The organism is Alteromonas gracilis (genome assembly GCF_036870955.2).
Taxonomy (GTDB): Bacteria; Pseudomonadota; Gammaproteobacteria; order Enterobacterales; family Alteromonadaceae; genus Alteromonas; species Alteromonas gracilis_A.
Genome location: NZ_CP145482.2, coordinates 3346970 through 3368654, shown reverse-complemented (window position 1 = coordinate 3368654; position 21685 = coordinate 3346970). Strand labels below are relative to the sequence as shown.

The window sequence follows — 21685 nt, the reverse complement described above, 5'->3', positions numbered from 1 at the left end:
TGAGTACAACGTAATTTAGTTTTCCTTCTTTTAGCGCTCTTTTGCCTAAGGGCATTGCTAAGGGAGGATTTTCTATAAGCAAAAAATAGGATGGCACCATGTCTGATATGATGCACCAAGATGTAGATCCTCAAGAAACTAAAGAGTGGATTGATGCGCTTGAGTCAGTTTTAGAAGAGGAAGGCGTAGAGCGCGCCCATTACTTACTTGAGAAACTTATTGATAAAGCACGCCGTAGCGGAGCACATTTGCCTTACGATGCGACAACGGCTTACATCAATACTATCCCTGCAGCTCAAGAACCTAAAATGCCTGGTGACTTGACCATCGAAGCGCGCATTCGTGCTGCTATCCGTTGGAACGCATTGATGATCGTACTTCGTGCGTCTAAGAAAGACTTGGAGCTTGGGGGTCATATCGGTAGTTTTGCATCATCAGCGATGCTTTACGATGTGGGCTTTAACCACTTCTTCAAAGCGCCGAATGAAAACCAAGGCGGCGACTTCATTTTTGCTCAGGGCCATATTTCACCAGGCATTTATGCGCGTTCTTATATGGAAGGAAATCTAACTGAAGAGCAGTTAAATAACTTCCGTCAAGAATGTGCTGGCGACGGTCTATCTTCTTACCCGCATCCGCATTTGATGAAAGACTACTGGCAGTTCCCAACCGTATCGATGGGTCTTGGTCCGCTTCAAGCAATTTACACAGCGCGATTCCTTAAGTACCTCACTAACCGCGGTATTAAAGATTGTTCAGATCAGCGCGTTTACTGCTACATGGGTGACGGTGAATGTGATGAGCCAGAAAGCTTGGGGGCAATTGGTCTTGCGTCTCGCGAAGGCTTAGACAACCTAACGTTCGTTATCAACTGTAACCTTCAGCGTCTAGACGGTCCGGTTCGTGGTAACGGCAAAATAATCCAAGAACTAGAAGGTACATTCCGCGGCGCAGGCTGGGAAGTAGTGAAAGTCATCTGGGGTAGTTACTGGGATGAGCTTCTTGCGCGCGACAAATCTGGCAAGCTTATTCAGCTTATGGGTGAAACGGTAGACGGTGAATATCAAAACTGCAAAGCCAAAGGCGGCAAGTACACCCGTGAAAACTTCTTCAACAAGTACCCTGAAACGGCGGCACTTGTAGCGAATATGTCAGACGATGACATCTGGCGCTTAAACCGTGGTGGCCACGACCCAGTTAAAGTTTTTGCAGCTTACCAAAAAGCCATTGATACAAAGGGCCGTCCAACGGTAATCCTTGCTAAAACGGTAAAAGGCTTCGGTCTTGGCCGCTCAGGTGAGGCACAAAACGTTGCGCACAACGTGAAGAAAATGGATGTGGATTCAATCAAACAGTTCCGCGACCGTTTCAACATTCCAGTAGCAGACGAAAAGATCGCAGACTTGCCTTACTTCAAGTTCGAAGAAGACAGCGAAGAAATGAAGTACCTTCGTGCACGTCGTGAAGCGCTAGGTGGTTATTTACCTGCGCGTCGTGAGCAAGCCGAAGAGCAGCTTGAAATTCCAGAACTGAGCGCATTCGACGCTATCTTAAAAGGTTCTGGCGACCGTCAAGTTTCATCAACCATGACATTTGTACGTGTGCTTAACGCGTTGTTGAAAGATAAGAAAATTGGCAAGCGCATTGTACCAATTATTCCTGATGAAGCGCGTACCTTCGGTATGGAAGGCTTGTTCCGTCAGGTAGGTATTTACGCTAACGAAGGCCAAAAATACGTACCTCAAGACGCCGACCAAGTCGCTTACTATCGCGAAGATAAGAAAGGTCAGGTACTGCAAGAAGGTATCAATGAACTAGGTGCAATGGCATCGTGGGTAGCGTCTGGTACGTCTTACTCAACGTGTAACGCAACAACTATTCCGTTCTATATTTACTACTCTATGTTTGGTTTCCAACGTGTTGGCGACCTGGCATGGGCAGCAGGTGATAGCCAAGCGCGTGGTTTCCTATTAGGTGCAACAGCGGGTAGAACTACACTAAATGGTGAAGGTCTACAACACCAAGATGGTCACTCACACGTTCAGGCGAACCTAATTCCTAACTGTGTTACTTACGACCCAACGTACGGCTACGAAGTTGCCGTTATCGTTCAAGACGGTTTGCGTCGCATGTATGGTAACAACGAGAACATCTTCTATTACCTAACGTTGATGAACGAGAACTATCAGCACCCTGAAATGCCTCAAGGTGATGATGTTGCTGAGCAAATCATCAAAGGTATTTATAAACTTGAGCGTGTTGAAAACGATAAGTCTAAGCTTAACGTACAGTTAATGGGCTCAGGTACTATTTTGAATGAAGTACGTAAAGCAGCGCAAATTCTGTGTGAGGACTACAACGTGTCTTCTGACGTGTACTCAGTAACTTCATTTAACGAGCTAGCTCGTGAAGGTCAGGACGTAGCGCGCTGGAACATGCTAAACCCAGAAGCTGAGCAAAAAGTACCTTACATTGGTCAAGTAATTACGAAAGACGCAGGTCCTGCGATTTCAGCTACTGACTATGTGAAGAACTACTCAGACCAAGTACGCGCGTTCATTGAAACTGATTACCGCTGTTTAGGTACAGACGGTTTCGGTCGCAGCGACAGCCGTGAAAACTTGCGTACTCACTTTGAAGTTAATGCGTCATACATTGTGGTTGCATCACTTTATGAATTGGCTCAGCGCGGTGACGTTGAGAAGAAAGTGGTAGCAGAAGCCATTAAGCGTTTTGATATTAACGCTGAAAAACTTAACCCACTTTACGCGTAAGCCAAATAAGGTATTTTACATATGTCAGATATTCAAAAGATTATCGTACCCGATGTAGGTGGCGACGAAGTTGAAGTTATCGAGCTATGTGTTGCCGTAGGCGACAACATTGAGGCAGATGAAGGCGTTGTTACTGTTGAAAGTGACAAGGCATCGATGGACATCCCTGCACCGTTTGAAGGTGAGATTGTAAGCCTGTCTGTATCGGTAGGCGATAAAATCAAAGAAGGCGATGTGATTGGTGAAATGAAAGTTGCCAATGGCGATAGTGATAGTGCTGCTGAAGAATCATCTTCAGACGACGCGTCACAAGAAGAAGCGTCTAAGCAAGAAGAAGCACCAAAAGAAGAAAGCAAATCAGAGGCAGCGCCAGCTGCGTCTGGTAGCAGCGAAGTCATTGAAGTTGCTGTACCCGATATCGGTTCTGAAGACGAAGTTGACGTTATCGACGTTTTGGTTTCTGTAGGCGATACCATCGAAAAAGAAGATGGTCTTATTACCCTTGAAACCGATAAGGCGACTATGGATGTGCCTTCAACGCACTCAGGTACAGTGAAAGAAGTATTCATTAGCACCTAAGCGATAAGGTGAAAGAAGGCACTGTTGTGATCAAGCTTGAAGTTGCAGGCTCTGGCTCTGCTTCAAGTGAATCTTCTGAAGCGTCTGCCCAAGAAAGTGAAAAGCAAGCGTCAGCACCAGCGGCGTCGTCAAGCAGCGAAACTATTGAAGTTGCGGTACCAGACATTGGTGAAGACGGTGAAGTTGATGTTATCGATGTACTGGTATCGGTAGGCGATACTATTGAGAAAGAAGATGGTCTAATTACGCTTGAAACTGATAAAGCGACAATGGACGTACCTTCAACGCATGCGGGTACTATCAAAGAAGTCTTTATCAAAACAGGCGATAAAGTAAAGCAAGGCACGGTAGTGGTTAAGCTTGAAACTAGCGGCGGCACATCTTCACAAGCATCGTCTCAAGCCTCTGAGCCAGCGGCTGAAAAGCCAGCAGCGAAGAAAGAAGAACCGAAGAAAGAAGCACCGAAACAAGAATCGGCTAATCGCTCTCCAGTACCAGCAGAGCCTGCACCGAAAGGTAATGGTAAAGCCCATGCGTCGCCTTCGGTTCGCCGTATTGCACGTGAGTTTGGTGTAGACCTAACCCTAGTGAATGGCTCTGGTCCTAAGAACCGTATCTTGAAAGAAGACGTTCAAGCCTATGTGAAAGCCGAGCTTGCTAAGCCTCGCACGGCTCAAGCTTCTGGTAGTGCGCCAGTAGGCGATAATGTGCTTCAAATTGTGCCAGTTAAACCTGTTGATCACAGCAAGTTTGGTGAAATCGAAGAACAGCCGCTATCGCGTATTCAAAAGATTTCTGGTCCATTCCTACACCGTAACTGGGCGACTATTCCGCACGTTACGCAGTTTGACGAAGCAGATATCACAGAAGTTGAAGACTTCCGTAAAGAGCAAAACGCTTACCACGCGAAAATTAAGTCTGGTCTTAAGATCACGCCACTGGTATTCGTCATGAAAGCCGTTGCTAAAGCGCTTGAAAAATACGAAGTATTCAACTCATCACTGTCTGATGACGGCGAAAGTTTGATCATCAAGAAGTTCATCAATATTGGTATCGCAGTAGAAACACCGGGCGGCCTTGTTGTACCTGTTATTCGCGACGTGAATAAGAAAGGTATTGAGCAGCTGTCACGTGAGCTTATCGAGACTTCTCAGAAAGCACGGGAAGGGAAGCTTAAAGCGGCTGATATGCAGGGTGGCACGTTTACAATCTCTAGCCTAGGCGGAATTGGTGGAACGGCATTTACACCTATTGTAAATGCGCCAGAAGTCGCCATATTAGGAGTATCGAAGTCTGAGATGAAGCCAAAGTGGAATGGTAAAGAATTCGAGCCGCGTTTGATGGTGCCGCTGAGCCTGTCATACGACCACCGAGTAATCGATGGTGCAGTAGGTGCGAGATTCTCTACTGAGGTTGCTGCAAACCTTACTGATTTGCGCAGAATCATACTTTAAATAAAAGGTCGAAAAAGTTTACAATATCAGTAACATTTTCGACGATTTTATAAGCCCATTTGGTGGCATTTAGGTTATGCTATTGCACAAAAGTAATAGCATGACCCTACAAGAACAGGATTGAGGTTCACAATGAGCGAAATTAAAACGCAATTGGTGGTACTGGGCGGCGGCCCTGGCGGTTATTCAGCAGCATTCCGTGCAGCTGACTTAGGTATTGAAACAGTTATCGTAGACTCTCGTGACACACTTGGTGGCGTTTGTCTGAACGTTGGCTGTATTCCTTCTAAAGCCCTTCTTCACGTAGCAAAAGTGATGAAAGAAGCGAAGCATCTTGCAAGCCACGGTGTAACGTTTGGCGAGCCAACCATCGATTTAGACAAAATCCGCGATTACAAAGACAGCGTAGTTAAGCAATTAACTAACGGTCTTGGCGGCATGTCTAAAATGCGTAAAACCAAGCACGTTCAAGGCTTTGGTAAATTTACAGGCGCAAACACCCTTGAAGTAAAAAATGGTGACGACGTTACAACCATTACTTTTGAAAAAGCAATTATTGCAGCGGGTTCTGAGCCAGTTAGCCTACCGTTCATCCCAGAAGATGAGCGCGTAATCGACTCAACTGGCGCACTGGAAATGAAAGACATTCCAGAGAAAATGCTAGTACTAGGCGGTGGTATCATCGGTCTAGAAATGGGTACAGTATACGAAGCGCTTGGCTCAAACATCGACGTAGTTGAATTCTTAGATCAGCTTATTCCTGCAGCTGACAAAGACATCATGAAAGTATTCATGAAAGACTACAAAGAAAAATTCAACATCATGCTAGAAACGAAAGTTACTGCAGTTGAAGCAAAAGATGACGGTCTATACGTAACATTTGAAGGCAAGAACGCACCTGCTGAGCCAGTACGCTACGACAAAGTACTTGTTGCTGTTGGTCGTAAGCCTAACGGTAAACTAGTGGGCGCAGAAGCTGCAGGCGTTAATGTTGACGATCGCGGCTTTATTAATGTTGATAAGCAAATGCGTACTAACGTTGACCATATCTTCGCAATCGGTGATCTTGTAGGTCAGCCTATGCTTGCGCACAAAGCAGTTCACGAAGGCCACGTAGCAGCAGAAGTTATTGCTGGGCAGAAGCACTACTTCGACCCACGTGCAATTCCTTCAGTTGCGTACACTGAGCCAGAAGTAGCTTGGGTAGGTTTAACTGAGAAAGAAGCAAAAGAGCAGGGCGTAAGCTACGAAACAGCGGTATTCCCATGGGCTGCTTCTGGTCGCGCAATTGCATCTGATGCAACAAACGGTATGACCAAGATGATCTTCGACAAAGACACGGGTCGCGTTATCGGTGGCGCAATGGTAGGTACCAATGCTGGTGAAATGCTCGGTGAGATTGGTCTAGCAATTGAGATGGGTGCGGATGCTGAAGATGTAGCATTAACTATCCACGCTCACCCTACGCTGAACGAATCTATCGGTCTTGCGTCTGAAATCTTCGAAGGAAGCATCACAGACTTGCCAAACCCGAAAGCGAAGAAAAAGAAGTAAACGTCTTTTTTGCTAATTAATTAGAACCCGCTCAACGAGCGGGTTTTTTGTATCTAGCACTTTTTGCAACTCTGCATTTTTTCTTTCTGTCTCTGAACGTTTAATATAAAAAATACCTTATTTGTTGTTTTTTTATACTAAAGGGTGATTTACGTTATTGAACGATTAATTAAAATACGCGCCTCTTTAGTTATCCCGTTTTATACTCAACAAACATCAAAGGTTTTAATGCAAAGTACTCAACCATCTCATTTCTCATCTCCGGCTTCATTTTCTAAGCACGGTGAATATGCCATTGAGCTTAGCGGCAGCGTTGTAAAGGCTGAATTGAAAGGTATTGCAACGCAAAAAATGCTGCAGCAATATCACGACGATGTTCTCATGCTGACAGGGAACCTTGATGGTGCGCAATGGGGCTTCATCGGCTCAATTTTTGGGACCGGTGTATTAACACCCGAAGCGGAAGAGTGGCTTGTAGTGTCTATAAAGCGTCGTATGGAGCTTGGCATGCTTGCAAGTGTGGTTATTGCAGATAGGGCAAAAGTGCCAGCCTTGGTGGTTAGGCAGTTTGAGCGGGTATTCCAGCAAGCGGGAATAAAGTACTTGTTCTGTAGTAGTGAGCAGGAAGGGCTAGATTGGCTTTCTTCACTGGGATGTAAAGCCAACTAACCCTGCTATTCATTACATTATTTCGTGTTTAAGCAATCACTTTTTCTTTAATTTTTTGGTTGGCTGCAACTTCTTCAGTGTCAAACTCCTGCGCTTTAAGATGCGCTGGCGTGAACTCGTTGCAGTCCATGTTGCGCTGTTCCATAAAGCGTTTAACGGTTTTCTCGCAGTAGGCTTTACGGCAACATTGAGACAGCAACATTTCGTGACGTTGAACCCGTTCGCGTATAAATTTAACTACCAAACCTCGAAGCCATTGTAATCCTGCATCTTGGTCTTGACGCTTGTGCCACATTACAGACAGTGGTGAACTTACAATTTCAATTGGCGTTTCAAAAACCGCGAGTTCACCAGAAAATATCTCACGCTCCATCACAAGCGATGGTGCAACACAAATAAGGTTGCTTTCTTTTAGCAAGGGCGTTGCGTTGTAAAACTGATTAACCGACATGGCTACGCGGCGTTTTAACCCTAAGTTAGCCAATACTTGATCGGTAGGGCCTGTCACATCACCTGTCACAGACACCAATAAATGATCAGCGGCCACAAATTCTTCTAATGTAAGCTGGCTTTTTGCCAACGGGTGATCAGGGCGCATAACCACAACCCAGCTGGGATCAAGTACATGTTCAGCGCGTATAACCGAATCAGGCTCTTGGTATTTGGAAAAAGTTAACTCAGCTTCTGCGTCTTTGAGTATTTTGTCCGTTTCCATGTCATAATTAGGAATAGCGTGAATGTTGATACTTGGCGCTTCGTTTTCGATAACTTGTCGAAGTGGTCCCCACACCATAGAAACAATACTGTCTGTCGCGGCAATTCTGAATGTACGCTTGGCCGTTGCAGGATTAAAATCTGTCGGATTTACCGCAACTTCAAGTTCACCCAACGGGCCTTGAATTTGGCTCCACAAGTTTTTGGCAAATGAAGTGGGTTGAATACCGCGTCCGTCCTTAACAAATAATTCGTCTTTCCATGCAGTGCGCATACGTGACAGGGCATTTGATACTGCTAGCTGAGTCATTGACAGCCTATCTGCGGCGCGGGTAATGGCACCTTCTGTCATTATCGCATCGAATATCATTAGTAAGTTTAAGTCATGTGGACGCATAATCGTCTCCGGTCTTTAGACGCTTCTTGCGATAATCATTTAGCCAAAAAGGAGGAAGCGCTGCGTAAACGCGCCGTAAACCCATCCTTGGGGGCTCCGCTACCGCATCCCTGCGGTAGAGGGGTTACTCCGCGCTTCCACCTCTTTGTCTCTCGACTATCGCAAAAAGCGTCAATTGCTTTTTATGTACTCAAAGGTACAAGTAAATTACTTCGCATTGACGACGTGTGTCATCTCGCTTTGTATCAGCAAACCAAAAAATTTCACTTTAAGTAAGGTGAAGTTCACTTGGTTTCACCTATTTATTTTTCTGTTTTCAGAAAACATATCGAAGTCATTGCAATGACATAGTTTAGTTATAGGTTATAGCTAAATGCATTTATTTTCCAAATGAATGCGATGAGTGACAGTGTTACACTGCACCGCTACAGCCCGCTAATTTCCTAAGTTCTCGCTTTCTAAGCAGTTATTTGCGTGATAAAGGTGAAACCACCTTCATCACGTTTAAATTTTGTCCGCTAGATTCTCAATATATAACATTGTGTGATGTGTTGCATATAAAAAGATAATTATTTTTATTGTTTAGTGTGGTTCATAATGCATTCCATCAAACTTTAGTCGAACTTAAGAGAGAATCTTGCAATGAAAACTTTTACCCGTTTATTGGCTGTTTTAAGCCTTACTGCGCTAGTCGCTGCATGCGGTGGTGACGAGCAGGATCCTAGTCAATCTATGCAGGCAAATGCTGGCGTTCCTGTGGATGTAGCAGCGGTTGTCACGCAACGTCTTACCGAATGGGACAACTTCACTGGTCGCTTGGAATCGCCACAAATTGTAGCGCTTCGTCCTCGTGTTTCAGGTTACATCGATTTTGTTGCATTTAAAGAAGGCGAATATGTTGAGCAAGGGCAAACGCTGTTCCTAATTGACAATCGTACTTTTAAAGCAGAAGTCGCTCGCTTGACCGCACAGCTTGAAGAATCGAAAAGTCGACTAGAGCTTGCTGAGCAAAATTACAAACGCGCCCACAAACTTCGCAAGACGCAAGCAGTGTCTGAAGAGGTACTTGATGCGCGTTTAGCAGAGAAAAACCAAGCGCTAGCTAGCCTTAATCAAACTCAAGCCGCTCTTGACGTCGCGCGCTTAAACCGAGGTTTTGCGCGCGTTGAAGCACCTATTTCAGGCCGCATTTCTCGCGCCAATATTACTGAAGGTAACTTTGTAACGGCGGGACAAACTGAACTTACTCGTATCGTGTCAACAGACCGTTTATACGCATACTTTGACATCGATGAGCAAACCTACCTTAATTATGTATCAAGCAGCAATGCAACGTCTGTGAACGACAAGCCTGTTGCGTTGCGTCTAGCCAATGAATCGGATTATCAGCATTGGGGCCAAATTGATTTTATCGATAATCAAGTGAATGGCAACACAGGTACATTACGCGTTCGCGCCGTGTTCAATAACGAAGAGGGTCGCCTAATCCCTGGTTTGTTTGCCCACCTTAAACTCGTTTATGGTACAAACGAGCAAGGCATTCTTATCAAAGAAAAAGCGATTGGCACCGACTTGAATAACAAGTATGTGCTTGTGGTGAATGAAGAAAACAAAGTGGAATACCGTGCGGTTACACTGGGTGACAAAGTGGGCAGCATGCGCATTATTAAAAGTGGGCTTGCGGCTAGCGACACCATAGTTGTAGACGGGTTACAACGCGTACGTCCAGGGGCGCCAGTGTCGGCGAACGAAGTACCTATGGGTGACCAAGATGCGCTAGCGAGCTTGCAGGATTGGCAGTCTCAGGTAGATAACGTAACAGAAGTAACCAACATGGCGCATTACGAGGACGTATTGTCTGGTGGTTCAGTGGCATCTGGCACTGTAACAGTAGGTCTTAAGTAATGAACATCTCGCAATTCTTTATTAGCCGCCCGATCTTTGCGGGCGTGCTATCACTACTCATTTTTATTGGAGGTGCCATTGCAGTATGGCAACTCCCCATTACAGAATATCCAGAAGTTGTTCCGCCAACGGTAGTGGTAACAGCCAACTATCCAGGCGCAAATCCAGAGGTTATAGCTGAAACCGTCGCGACGCCACTTGAGCAAGAAATTAACGGCGTTGAAAACATGTTGTACATGTCTTCACAAGCAACCAGTGATGGCCGCATGACATTAACCATCACGTTTGCTATCGGTACAGACCCTGATGAAGCGACAACGCTGGTCCAAAACCGTGTGAATCGTGCTACTCCACGTTTGCCACAAGAAGTACAGCGTTTAGGTGTAGTTACTGAAAAGTCATCGCCTGACCTGACCATGGTGGTTCACTTAACATCGCCAGATAATCGCTACGACATGCTATATCTGTCTAACTATGCCGACCAGTTTGTAAAAGACGAGCTGGCCCGTATTGACGGGGTAGGGCAAGTACGCCTGTTTGGTGCAGGCGAGTTCAGCATGCGTGTGTGGCTAGACCCTAATAAACTCGCTGCGTTGCAAATGAACCCAGGCGATGTTGTGGCGGCAATTGCCGATCAAAATCAGCAAGCGGCTGCGGGTAGCCTTGGTGCACAGCCAACGGGTACGAGCGAATTTCAGCTTCTTATCAACGTACGCGGTCGCCTTAAAGACGAATCTGAATTTGAAAATATCATCGTTAAAACCGGTGATAATGGCGAAATTACGCGCCTTAAAGATGTGGCTCGTATTGAGCTAGGTTCAGAGTTTTATGCGCTTCGTTCATTAATTAACAATAACCCGGCAGCGGCTTTACCTATTTTCCAAGCACCAGGGTCAAATGCTATTCAAATTTCAGACGATGTGCGTTCGCGTATGGCTGAATTATCGCAGCTATTCCCAGAAGGCCTAGAGTACGAAATTGCCTACGATCCTACCGTCTTTGTGCGCGGCTCAATTGAAGCAGTAATTAGCACATTGCTAGAAGCGGTATTGCTTGTTGTTCTTGTGGTAGTACTTTTCCTTCAAACATGGCGTGCATCTATAATTCCATTGGTTGCAGTACCAATCTCGTTGGTGGGTACCTTTGCATTTATGCAGTTGATGGGCTTCTCACTTAACGCCTTGTCATTGTTTGGCTTAGTACTTGCCATCGGTATTGTTGTTGATGACGCCATTGTTGTTGTTGAGAACGTCGAGCGTAATATTTCTGAAGGCAAAACACCGTTTGATGCCACGGTACAGGCAATGAAAGAGGTAACTGGGCCTATTATTGCGACAACACTTGTACTTGCAGCAGTGTTTGTACCTACCGCCTTTATGAGTGGTTTAACAGGTCAGTTCTATAAGCAGTTTGCACTGACTATCACTATTTCTACGGTTATCTCAGCAATTAACTCGTTAACGCTTAGTCCAGCCTTGTCTGCACTATTGCTGAAGCCTCACGGTCAAGCTAACGACTGGCTTACCCGACTAATGGATAAAGTGTTTGGTCGTTCTGTATTTGCGCCTTTTAACCGTTTCTTCGACCGAGGTTCTAAGAAGTACACAGGTGCTGTGGGCGGTCTTATCCGTAAAAGCAGCGTCATTATGGTGCTTTACGCTGGTTTGCTTGGCCTGACCTATTTCCAGTTTGCCAATACACCCACTGGCTATGTACCCCCGCAAGACAAGCAGTACTTAGTCGCGTTTGCTCAGCTACCTAATGCCGCCAGCTTAGATAGAACCGAGGAAGTCGTTCGTGAGATGTCACGTATTGCCATGGAACACCCTGGTGTTGAAGATGCCATTGCATTTCCGGGGCTAAACATTAACGGCTTTACCAATAGTCCAAGCTCAGGTGTTTTGTTTGCCACCTTGACCGACTTTGACAAGCGTAATAGCCCTGAATTATCGGGCGGCGCCATTGCGGCTCAACTAAATCAAAACTTTGGCTCTATTAAAGGTGCGTTTGTGGCTATCTTCCCACCACCACCAGTAATGGGGTTAGGGACAATTGGCGGGTTCCGTTTGCAGGTGGAAGACAGGGGCAACCTTGGATTTGAAGAGCTAGAGCGCGTCACTCAAGAAGTGATTGGCAAAGCATGGGCGCATCCTGCGCTTACCGACGCTTTCACCAGCTTTACGGTTGCTGTGCCACAGCTTGATGTTGATGTAGACCGTGAAAAAGCGGTAAGCCAAGGCGTAAATATCGATACCTTGTTCACCACTATGCAGGCTTACTTAGGCTCACTTTATGTCAATGACTTCAATTTGTTTGGCCGTACGTATCAAGTAAATGTGCAGGCCGATGCGCAGTATCGTCAAGATATTGAAGATATTACGCAATTTAAAATTAGAAATGCACAAGGTGAGATGATTCCCCTAGGTTCATTTTTGAATATCGAGCACAGCGCAGGTCCAGACCGTGTTATGCACTATAACGGCTATATCACGGCAGAAATCAATGGGGCGCCAGCGCCGGGTTATTCATCTGACCAAGCGAAAGCCGCTATTGAAGAAATTTTGGCTGAAACACTGCCATTGGGAATGACTTACGAGTGGACTGAATTAACGTATCAGCAAATTCTTGCAGGTAACGCATCAGCGTTCGTATTCCCACTCGTGGTGTTATTGGTGTTCCTTGTACTTGCAGCACAATATGAAAGCTTGCGCTTGCCACTGGCCATCATTCTGATTGTACCAATGACATTGCTTAGCGCGTTAATAGGTGTGCAAGTTTACGGTGGAGACAACAATATATTCACTCAAATTGGATTGATTGTACTGGTTGGCCTTGCCACTAAGAATGCCATTCTTATTGTCGAATTTGCCAAAGAGTTGCAAGACAAGGGTATGGATGCGCTGTCTGCTATTAAAGAGGCGAGCCGTTTACGTTTACGTCCTATTTTGATGACTTCAATTGCATTCATCATGGGCGTATTGCCAATGGTTATCTCTACAGGCGCAGGTGCTGAAATGCGTCAGGCGATGGGGGTAGCAGTATTCTCAGGCATGATAGGCGTAACTTTCTTCGGGCTAATCCTAACCCCAGTCTTTTACTATTTGCTAAAGCGCAACGGTTAACTCTCCCGTCTACCCAAGCGTTGCCCTCTTAAGGGGCTTTTTAGGCCACTCACTTGAGTGGCCTTTTTTTTGCCTTAATTCGCCTCAACTAGCCTTATTTACACAACAAAAATGGTGCTATTGTTGATTAAACTTGGAACGGTATTAAATGTATTAGGGAGTTAATTGTGAAAGTAGATGCAGCAAGTATTATTGCAATAGGAATGATTGTCGCGTTAGGCGTACTTGGTCTTCAGGTATCAGGCGCGATGAATGATATGCAGACATGGGACAGAGTAGTCACCGTTAAAGGTCTTTCTGAAAAAGAATACATTGCCGATCAGGTAATTTGGCCCATTCAGTTTGTTGATGCTTACAACGACTTACCTGCATTGTACGATCAAATCGAAAAGAACAGTGCCAAGGTATCACAGTTTTTACAAACTAAGGGAATATCAAGCGAGAGCATCACAATAGGAAAACCAGAAATTACCGACAAGCTTGCACAACAATACGGCGGTTCTGACAGAGCGCCTTTTCGCTACAGTGCTATTCAGACTGTGACAGTATTTTCTGAAGACGTGGAAAAAGTCAGACTGTTGATGCAACAAATCGGTGAATTGATTAAAACGGGAATTGTGTTGTCTGATCAAAGTTATCGCGCCCAACCAGACTATGTATTTACGCGCTTAAATGAAGTCAAACCTGTCATGATTGAAGAGGCAACACTTAATGCACGAGAAGTCGCTGAGAAATTTGCGAAAGACTCGCAAAGTACGTTAGGAAAAATAAAGCGGGCGAACCAAGGTCAATTTACTATCAGTAGCCGAGATAGCCATCATCCTCATATCAAAAAGGTCAGAGTGGTCTCGACCATTGACTATACACTCATCGATTAATTCGAACCGTGCTATGCTAAACAAACCAATCAATCACTAGGTTTGGTATTGCTAGTGATTGATTGTTAACTCTAAAAGGGTAATAAACGTATTTTTTTGAATGCTAGACCTTATTCTTCGCTGCCATTCTGGCAGCGTGTAGGTATAATTTAGCGCGTGAGTTTATTGATGAGTTGCGTGAAAATTATCCTAAGTAGAACGCCTTAGTAATTCTGCGAAAACTGAGATATTTGCATGCCAGAGCAAGCACCACAATCTAAGCAGTTGGAATTTTTTGAGATTCCTAGCCCTTGCATAGGTGTATGCGAGTCGGGCCCTAGAGGCTTTTGCAAAGGATGTTTTCGCAGTAGAGATGAACGTTTATATTGGCTGAAAGTTGACGACGCAACAAAACGTCAAATTATCAGTGCGTGCGTAAGGCGAAAAAAGCGGTGTTAGCAAGAGAAAGGAAGCAAAGCGAAGAAAGTGGCCAAGGGGCGAACGAACAGTACAACCTGTTTAATAACCTATGATTAGGGAATTTATCCTTAGGGAAAAAACGACAAGTCGATAGACAAACAAAATTGGTTTTTTGTGAGTAATTTAGTGAGTGTGATTAGATGTCGATAGAAAAGTACGTTGCGTTTGCGGCGAAGTCCTTTGCGTTACCTGATGTGTGTGTACGTTTGCGTGAAGTTCTTGACGACCCACGTTCAAGTGCAGACGACATGAGTGATCTGATAAGCGTAGACCCTTCACTAACGGGCAAAGTGCTGCGTTTAGCAAATAGCTCGCTTTTTCGCTTTCCCTCGCAAATTGAATCTGTTTCAAAAGCCATTAATGTCATTGGCGGCGAAGCGCTATACAATATTGTTGTTGCTGAAACCGCAGGCAGCGCGTTCAAGTGTTTTGAAACTAAGTATGTGAATCTCGATAAGCATTGGTACGCATCTGTGTATTGCGGAATGGTCGCTAAAAGCTTGGCAATGCGGCTAAACATAAAAGGTGCGGACCGCTTTTTTGTGATGGGTATGCTGCAAAATCTTAGCGAGCTTATCGTCGCTAAGCGCGCGCCACGACGCTATGTAACGTATTTAAAAGACCACGAAGCGACATTACCTGACGAAAGTCAAATCGCGCATTTCGGTTTTACGTTTGCACACTGCAGCGGTATCATAATGGAAAACTGGAATTTGCCCGTTGGTCTCTCACATCCAGTTGTTCAAATGAATGACAAAGAAAAGCAAGCCTCTGATATTGATGTTAGCGTGCTTGCGTTAGCAAACAAGGTCACTATTAGTGAGCTTGAAAATGAGAAATATCATGACATTGAACTTTTCTCGAAAGAAATAGCCAATGTGATAAGCCCTGACAAGGAACTGGTGCGAGTTTCAGCTGAATATGCGGAAATTGAAACATCAAAAGTGGTTTCGCTTATCCAATGAGCTAAATAAAAAACACTTCGCTGTCGGGCTATGACTGCGGGTGAAAGCCCTAAAAGTAGTTGGCAGCAAGCTCTATAAATTAATTAAAAAAGCGCTGTTTTAAAGCGCCCACAAAACTATAAAGCTAGACGTGTATTTTAATATGTTCACTACAAAGTACTTAATGCGCCTTGTAGCGTGTTTTTTGTTTGGTTGTTTTTGTACGCCGCTGTACGCAAAAGATCTCATACGCACGCTATACCATGCAGAATATACTCCTGATACCGATGATGAGATACCGCGTTTCACCCTAGACGGAGAACTCGGTGTGCTTTTAAATTCGGGCAATACATCCGCTGCCAGCATCAAAGCTGCGCTCAATGCAGACCATGAAACGCAGCATTGGAGTAATGTTTATTTTGCAGAGCTACTTTATAAAGAAAGTGGCACCGCAACGACAGACCGAGAAGTCAGTGCACAACGGTTTTACACCACCGCACAATTCGACTATAAACTCGTTGAAAAAGGCCGTCGCCTGTTTATGTATGGCGACTATGAAGACAATCGGTTCTCTGGATACGAGCATCGTGCATCCTTGGCTGCGGGCTGGTCTCAACGCTTATGGCGCGATGAGGACAGTGAGTTCCGCTACAGTATCGGGCCAGGCTATACGTTTTTAGAAGCCGAAGAAGACAACGACAGCTTAGTCAACGATGGCATTATTGTGCGCGCCTCTGCAGAATATCGTTATCGATGGACTAGTGGTGCTAGGCTGCGTCAGTTTTTCAGTACAGAAGCTTATGAGGACAATACTAAATCACGCTCTGAAACGTCACTGTCTGCTAATGTATTCGGGTCTTTGGCAATGAAATTGTCTTTTATTTTAAATCATGAAACCGATACGGCAGATGATGTAGAGGCCTTAAGTACAGAAACGTCTGTGGCGTTGGTTTACCAGTTTTTCTAGTCAATTAGTGTAAAAAGTGCGCTATATACGCTGTTTTCGCAGCGGTGACATTGACGATAAGAATAAGAAATGTACACTGCGCAGCATTGTTTTTAGAGACATTGACGATGGTGTCTCTTCACTATTTAAAAACTCGCGTTACACCGCCTTGCAGTTCATAAGGTCTCGTGTGTAACAAATGGAACGATAATCAATAGGATTGTTCAATGAAAAAGCAGGCGCTTGCATCTTTAATCGCACTCTCTCTTTCTACCCCCGCCTTTGCGCAAGACGACGAAGTTAAGCCTTTTACAATGGAAGGTGAGTTGGGTTTTATCTCGACAACTGGTAACACAGATACAACGTCAATCAATGCGGGCATCACGGCAAATCAAGAATTTGAAAGCTGGAGCAACGACTACAATATTGAAGGTCTATACAGACAAGAAACAGTAGAAGGTGATAATGGCGAAGATGTAGATGTCACATCTGCACAAAAGTTCTTTGCCTCTGCACAGGGTAACTACAAATTAGAAAACCCTGATAACCGCCTGTTTGTGTTCACCTCATACGAAGACGACCGTTTTAGTAACTTTAATTACCAAGCAACGGTTGCTGCTGGTTGGAACCAAAAGCTCATTCAAAATAAAAACCATAAGTTAGAGTATTCAATCGGTCCGGGTTATGCGTTTGTTGAAACTCAAGAAGGTGAAAGCCAAAACAGCATGATTGTCCGTGCATCGACTATTTATTCGTGGAAGATTTCAGATACGGCCAAATTTACGCAAACGGCAAGTACCGAAGTGGGTGATGAAAACACCAAATCTCGCGCAGAGTCAGCCCTGACGGCCACGATCAGCGGTAACCTTTCTATGCGCTTGTCATTTAAGTTAGATCACAACTCGCAAGTAGCAGAAGATGTAGAAAAGCTTGATACTGAAACAGCCGTTAGCTTGGTATACAACTTCTTCTAAGCCTATTCTCGCCTATTCGGCACTAATGTTTAGACATAAAAAACGCTGCATTCGCAGCGTTGTTTGTTTAATTACAGTCTATCAATTAGTGAAGAATACGGGTCTTAATCGTTCCTTCAATTTGCTGCAATTCGGCAAGCGCCTCGTAACCTCGGTCTTCTTTAACATCAACAACCACGTAACCAATATCGGCATTAGTTTGTAGGTACTGAGCTTCAATGTTGATGCCTTTTTCAGCAAATGCTTGGTTAATTTGCGTTAGGATACCAGGCTGGTTTTTGTGTACATGTAACAAACGCGAACGTCCAGTGTGCTCTGGCAATGATACTTCTGGGAAGTTGACCGCAGATAGCGTAGAACCATTGTCACTGTATTTAGCCAGTTTACCCGCTACTTCAATACCGATATTCTCCTGCGCTTCTTGCGTGCTACCACCTACATGTGGCGTAAGAATAACGTTGTCGAATTTACGTAAAGGTGACTGGAACTCTTCGGTATTTGACTTAGGTTCAACCGGGAATACGTCAATAGCTGCACCATTTAAGTGACCGCTTTCAAGCGCATTAGCTAGCGCGTCTATGTCAACAACCGTACCGCGAGACGCGTTAATAAGAATACTACCTGGCTTCATCTGAGCCAGTTGCTCTGCACCTATCATGTCTTGTGTCTGAGGCGTTTCTGGAACGTGTAAAGACACAACATCTGACGTGTTAAGCAGTTTGTTTAGCGACTTAATTTGGGTTGAGTTACCTAAAACTAGCTTGTCTTCGATATCGAAAAATTGAACACGCATACCTAAGTGCTCTGCAAGAATACTTAGCTGCGTACCAATATGACCATAGCCAATAATACCCAGTGTTTTGCCGCGTGCTTCATATGAGCCTACTGCTGTTTTTTCCCACTCACCACGATGCGCTTTGGCATTTTTACTTGGTACTTGGCGAAGCAACAGAATAATTTGTCCAAGGACAAGTTCAGCCACCGAACGGGTATTTGAAAATGGCGCATTGAAAACAGGAATACCACGACGCTGAGTGGCTTCAAGATCGACTTGGTTGGTACCAATGCAGAAACAACCAATGGCAACAAGCTTCTGAGCTGCGTTGACAACGTTCTCTGTTATTTGAGTGCGCGAACGAATACCAACAAAGTGGGCATCTTTAATTTTCTCAATAAGCTCATCTTCAGGAAGCGAGGTTTTAAGAAACTCAATGTTGCTATAACCATTGCTTTTCAGGGTTTCCAAAGCACTTTGGTGAACGCCTTCTAACAACAAAATTCGGATTTTATCCTTCTCTAATGAAACTTTGCTCATGAACTCGCTATCTCTCGCTGATGTAATGGGGTGGCAAGTATGTTTTAGGGGTAACACTGCGTTTTACAAACACAGTCATTATCTTCTCACTTTTACTACCTGTATGTAATCACCGTACGGGGTGTTTACACGAGGAGTGATTTCACTCCGTTTCTCTACTACCGCCAATGCTTTTAAGGACATCTAGACGTCTAAACGAAAACTAACAGAAAACACACAAAGATAAAAGTAGTAATTGTGCTAATACTGCACACAAAGGTGTGCAGTATTGATGATGCTGACTACTTATAGGTGTCTACGCCGTTATCCGACGCTGAAAGCACGATATCGGCACCGCGCAGTGCAAAAATGCCATTAGTGACAACACCAGGTATGTTGTTTATTTTTTGCTCAAGTTCGCGAGGGTTAATTATTTCAAGGTTATGCACGTCAATAATAACGTTGCCATTGTCGGTAACCACACCCTGACGGTATTCAGGATCGCCACCTAACTTAACCAGCTCACGCGCAACGAAAGAGCGAGCCATAGGAATGACCTCTACCGGAAGGGGAAATTTGCCAAGCACTGGTACGCGCTTACTCTCATCGACAATGCAAACAAATGTCTTGGCCGCGCCTGCAACGATTTTTTCACGGGTAAGGGCTGCGCCGCCGCCCTTGATCATATGCTTGTGCTCGGTAACCTCATCCGCCCCGTCTATGTAGACCGATAAGTCGCTGACCTCATTAAGTTCAAAAACGTCTATACCCAACGCTTTCATGCGTTCTGTAGACGCTTCAGAGCTAGATACCGCACCTTCAATTTTGTGTTTGATTTTGCCCAGCTCTTCAATAAAGAAGTTAACGGTTGAGTCGGTTCCAACTCCAACAATACTGTCTTGTTCAACGTAGGCAATAGCTGCTTTTGCCACGGCTTGTTTTTTTGCGTTCTGATCCATGGGGGTACTCTCTGACTATTTTTGGTTGCAGTGTAACCGATTAACCCCAGCGGTAGTAGAGACAATTATGCTTCTTTGTGCTTCTTTGTATAGCGTCGTAAAACGCAGAAATAAAAAACGCAGCAAACAGGATGTTGCTGCGTTGTAGGCGTGTAGTTCGAGCTTGTTTACGCTTTTGCTTCTGGTAATTTCAGCTGTACGTTGTGGGGAACTAATTTCAATACCACGCGTCTGCAGCTGTGCCAGTAGGCAGAAAGTAAAAGCAGTGAAGTTCCTATGCACAGTCCAGTAATCGCAAAGTTCGATGAAACCATGCCAAAATCTTCCATCAGGGCAGAGAAAGTGTAAACCACGTAGGTTAGTGCTGACACCATAATGGCTCTGCGGTCTACAGCAATAGAGATCACCGCAAGTAGTACGTACAAAGCAAGTACGACCAACGAAATAAACATGTCTCCGCTCCCCTCAAGTACACCTAAACTATGGAATATAGGGTGCACAATCATAGGTGCTGAAATAAGGTGCAGCCAAAACGCAACATCAGACGAGCGTGTTTGTCTTAGCGTATCTTTGCTATCCCAGTACATGGCCAGACCAAAGATGATTAAGCCAAAGGTCAGAATAAAATGATTTATATACAAAAGTGTCGCTGGAAACATATAGGTAACTGTAGCCACAACACCTGCCGTTAATGTTGCCGCGCCAGCTGCCACAGTAATTGGAACACGGAATCTCACCCAATGCGCTATGGCACCTATGGTGGTAAGCAACCCAGACGCGATAAATGCAAACTCTTTCACTTCTGGTCTAAATAGAATGGGAATGGCGAATAGTCCGACTAAAAACGATAGCAATAGCGCGATGGCAGGTAATGCCATACGACGTTTATTGACAAAATACTCTGCTAAAATCCACGAGCCTGCTGCCAGAGCAATGCCACCTAACGGAGGTGTCACAGCGTAACCAAGCCATGCCAGTGACGCCAACAATAATGCGCTTGCAATCACCACAAAAATGTCATTAAAGCCATTAATGAGGCGAAAGTTCTCTTCATCGACAGCGTGACTATTTCGTGTTTCATTGATGAAATGTCGAAACCGCGTCACGTCTGACTGATTAAAAATATCCTGTTTGACTGCGAGTGTAAGGTCTTCGTCTGTATACATTTGCTTTTCCTTATTCTTCTATGCGTGTTGTCGCGTAGCGAGATTAAGGATGTTTTTGCAATATAAGCGCCAAGAAGAAAAAGGTAATAAAAACAGTGGTTTGCTTTGGCGGTAGGCTAGTTGCATCTACCTTTTCGGTAGTGAAATAACTTTATTGACCAATAGTTAGTCAAGTTCGCCATATGAAATGGCATGACGCTTCTCAGGCGGCGACCTAGCTGTCACTCCCCATAAACAAATCCAATCTTTAAGCGCGAACTAAAAACGAAGTATTCGAGTTGGAGTGACAATAGCGTCCAGTGGAACATCCCAAGGCGCTGTAGGCAGGGCGTTAACTTCTTGAAAGTCGTGCGCTATACCAATAAGGACAGGCTTTTTGTTGGAGTGTTTCGTAAACGCCAATGTGCGATCGTAGTATCCGCCTCCCATGCCAAGTCTGTTCCCCTGTTTGTCGAAACCGACCAGTGGCATCAAAATTACGTCGACATCTGACGTGGGAATAACGTCTTGGCACGCGAGCCTAGGCTCACTAATTTTATATTTGTTTTGCACCATCAATGTGTCTTTGTTGTATTGTAAAAACAATAAATGTCCTTTACATACGGGGTGTAAAACAGGAAGGGTGAAGAAGATTTTAGGGAAGCGGTGCCAGCAATGTTCAACGAAGGGTTGTAAATCAACTTCACCATCATTTTCTAAATAGACCGCAACGCAACTTGGTTTTTCGAGCCATGCTAATTTTTGTAAATTATCAATAATACCAAGGCTTGCTGCCATACTGGCTTCGCTTGACAAGCGCTTGCGCGCTGCTCTTAAACTTTTTCTTAATGTTGCTCGCGCATTAAGGTCAGTTTGCGGTAAAGGATGAACCTGATACGACGCTTTTGGCATGTTGAA

At 44.7% G+C, this 21685-nt stretch carries 15 protein-coding genes and 1 pseudogene; 11 read left to right on the top strand and 5 right to left on the bottom strand.

Going from position 1 to position 21685, the window contains the following annotated elements; genetic code table 11:
* Positions 1–98: 98 nt before the first annotated feature.
* The 4 genes and pseudogenes from aceE (at position 99) to V6N89_RS16215 (ending at position 7030) form a co-directional block, all read left to right on the top strand.
* A complete protein-coding gene (aceE, locus tag V6N89_RS16230; protein WP_338518506.1) occupies positions 99–2774 on the top strand; it encodes a pyruvate dehydrogenase (acetyl-transferring), homodimeric type in 2676 nt (891 codons plus the stop codon).
* A 21-nt stretch (positions 2775–2795) separates the two neighbouring features.
* Positions 2796–4807 (top strand): annotated as a pseudogene (aceF, locus tag V6N89_RS16225) (pyruvate dehydrogenase complex dihydrolipoyllysine-residue acetyltransferase).
* 132 nt (positions 4808–4939) lie between these two features.
* Complete coding sequence (gene lpdA, locus V6N89_RS16220; RefSeq protein WP_159626855.1) at positions 4940–6361, top strand: dihydrolipoyl dehydrogenase; 1422 nt, start codon at positions 4940–4942, stop codon at positions 6359–6361.
* Positions 6362–6589: 228 nt separating this feature from the next.
* Complete coding sequence (locus V6N89_RS16215) at positions 6590–7030, top strand: hypothetical protein (protein WP_346992959.1); 441 nt, start codon at positions 6590–6592, stop codon at positions 7028–7030.
* A 28-nt stretch (positions 7031–7058) separates the two neighbouring features.
* Here the strand turns inward: V6N89_RS16215 and V6N89_RS16210 are convergent, their stop codons facing one another.
* Positions 7059–8141 carry a LysR family transcriptional regulator gene (locus tag V6N89_RS16210; protein ID WP_346992958.1) on the bottom strand — a complete coding sequence of 361 codons (1083 nt, stop codon included), beginning with the start codon at positions 8139–8141 and terminating at the stop codon, positions 7059–7061.
* A 642-nt stretch (positions 8142–8783) separates the two neighbouring features.
* Here V6N89_RS16210 and V6N89_RS16205 point away from each other — a divergent pair.
* The 7 genes from V6N89_RS16205 to V6N89_RS16175 all read left to right on the top strand — a co-directional run bounded on the left by V6N89_RS16205 (position 8784) and on the right by V6N89_RS16175 (position 17369).
* Positions 8784–10046: an efflux RND transporter periplasmic adaptor subunit gene (locus V6N89_RS16205; protein WP_346992957.1), complete on the top strand. Its 1263-nt coding sequence runs from the start codon at positions 8784–8786 to the stop codon at positions 10044–10046.
* A complete protein-coding gene (locus V6N89_RS16200) occupies positions 10046–13168 on the top strand; it encodes an efflux RND transporter permease subunit (RefSeq protein ID WP_346992956.1) in 3123 nt (1040 codons plus the stop codon). The genes V6N89_RS16205 and V6N89_RS16200 overlap by 1 nt, the downstream gene beginning before the upstream one ends.
* Positions 13169–13371: 203 nt before the next feature.
* Entirely contained in the window at positions 13372–14046 is a 675-nt protein-coding gene (locus V6N89_RS16195) for an SIMPL domain-containing protein (RefSeq protein WP_431189806.1), read from the top strand.
* A 234-nt stretch (positions 14047–14280) separates the two neighbouring features.
* Complete coding sequence (locus tag V6N89_RS16190) at positions 14281–14484, top strand: DUF1289 domain-containing protein (RefSeq protein ID WP_431189737.1); 204 nt, start codon at positions 14281–14283, stop codon at positions 14482–14484.
* Positions 14485–14645: 161 nt separating this feature from the next.
* The gene (locus V6N89_RS16185; RefSeq protein WP_338518501.1) at positions 14646–15470 is read left to right on the top strand and encodes an HDOD domain-containing protein; all 825 of its coding nucleotides are present in this window, start codon (positions 14646–14648) and stop codon (positions 15468–15470) included.
* Positions 15471–15633: 163 nt separating this feature from the next.
* Positions 15634–16416 carry a DUF481 domain-containing protein gene (locus tag V6N89_RS16180; protein ID WP_431189805.1) on the top strand — a complete coding sequence of 261 codons (783 nt, stop codon included), beginning with the start codon at positions 15634–15636 and terminating at the stop codon, positions 16414–16416.
* A 206-nt stretch (positions 16417–16622) separates the two neighbouring features.
* On the top strand, positions 16623–17369 hold the full coding sequence (locus V6N89_RS16175; RefSeq protein ID WP_338518499.1) for a DUF481 domain-containing protein: 747 nt from the start codon (positions 16623–16625) through the stop codon (positions 17367–17369).
* 85 nt (positions 17370–17454) lie between these two features.
* Here V6N89_RS16175 and serA read toward each other — a convergent pair whose 3' ends face one another.
* The 4 genes from serA to V6N89_RS16155 form a co-directional block, all read right to left on the bottom strand.
* A complete protein-coding gene (gene serA / locus V6N89_RS16170; RefSeq protein ID WP_338518498.1) occupies positions 17455–18684 on the bottom strand; it encodes a phosphoglycerate dehydrogenase in 1230 nt (409 codons plus the stop codon).
* Between the two features lie 281 nt (positions 18685–18965).
* The gene (gene rpiA, locus V6N89_RS16165; protein WP_338518497.1) at positions 18966–19622 is read right to left on the bottom strand and encodes a ribose-5-phosphate isomerase RpiA; all 657 of its coding nucleotides are present in this window, start codon (positions 19620–19622) and stop codon (positions 18966–18968) included.
* Between the two features lie 167 nt (positions 19623–19789).
* Entirely contained in the window at positions 19790–20788 is a 999-nt protein-coding gene (locus V6N89_RS16160; protein ID WP_338518496.1) for a hypothetical protein, read from the bottom strand.
* A gap of 258 nt (positions 20789–21046) precedes the next feature.
* Positions 21047–21679 carry a 5-formyltetrahydrofolate cyclo-ligase gene (locus tag V6N89_RS16155; RefSeq protein ID WP_338518495.1) on the bottom strand — a complete coding sequence of 211 codons (633 nt, stop codon included), beginning with the start codon at positions 21677–21679 and terminating at the stop codon, positions 21047–21049.
* Positions 21680–21685: the final 6 nt, after the last annotated feature.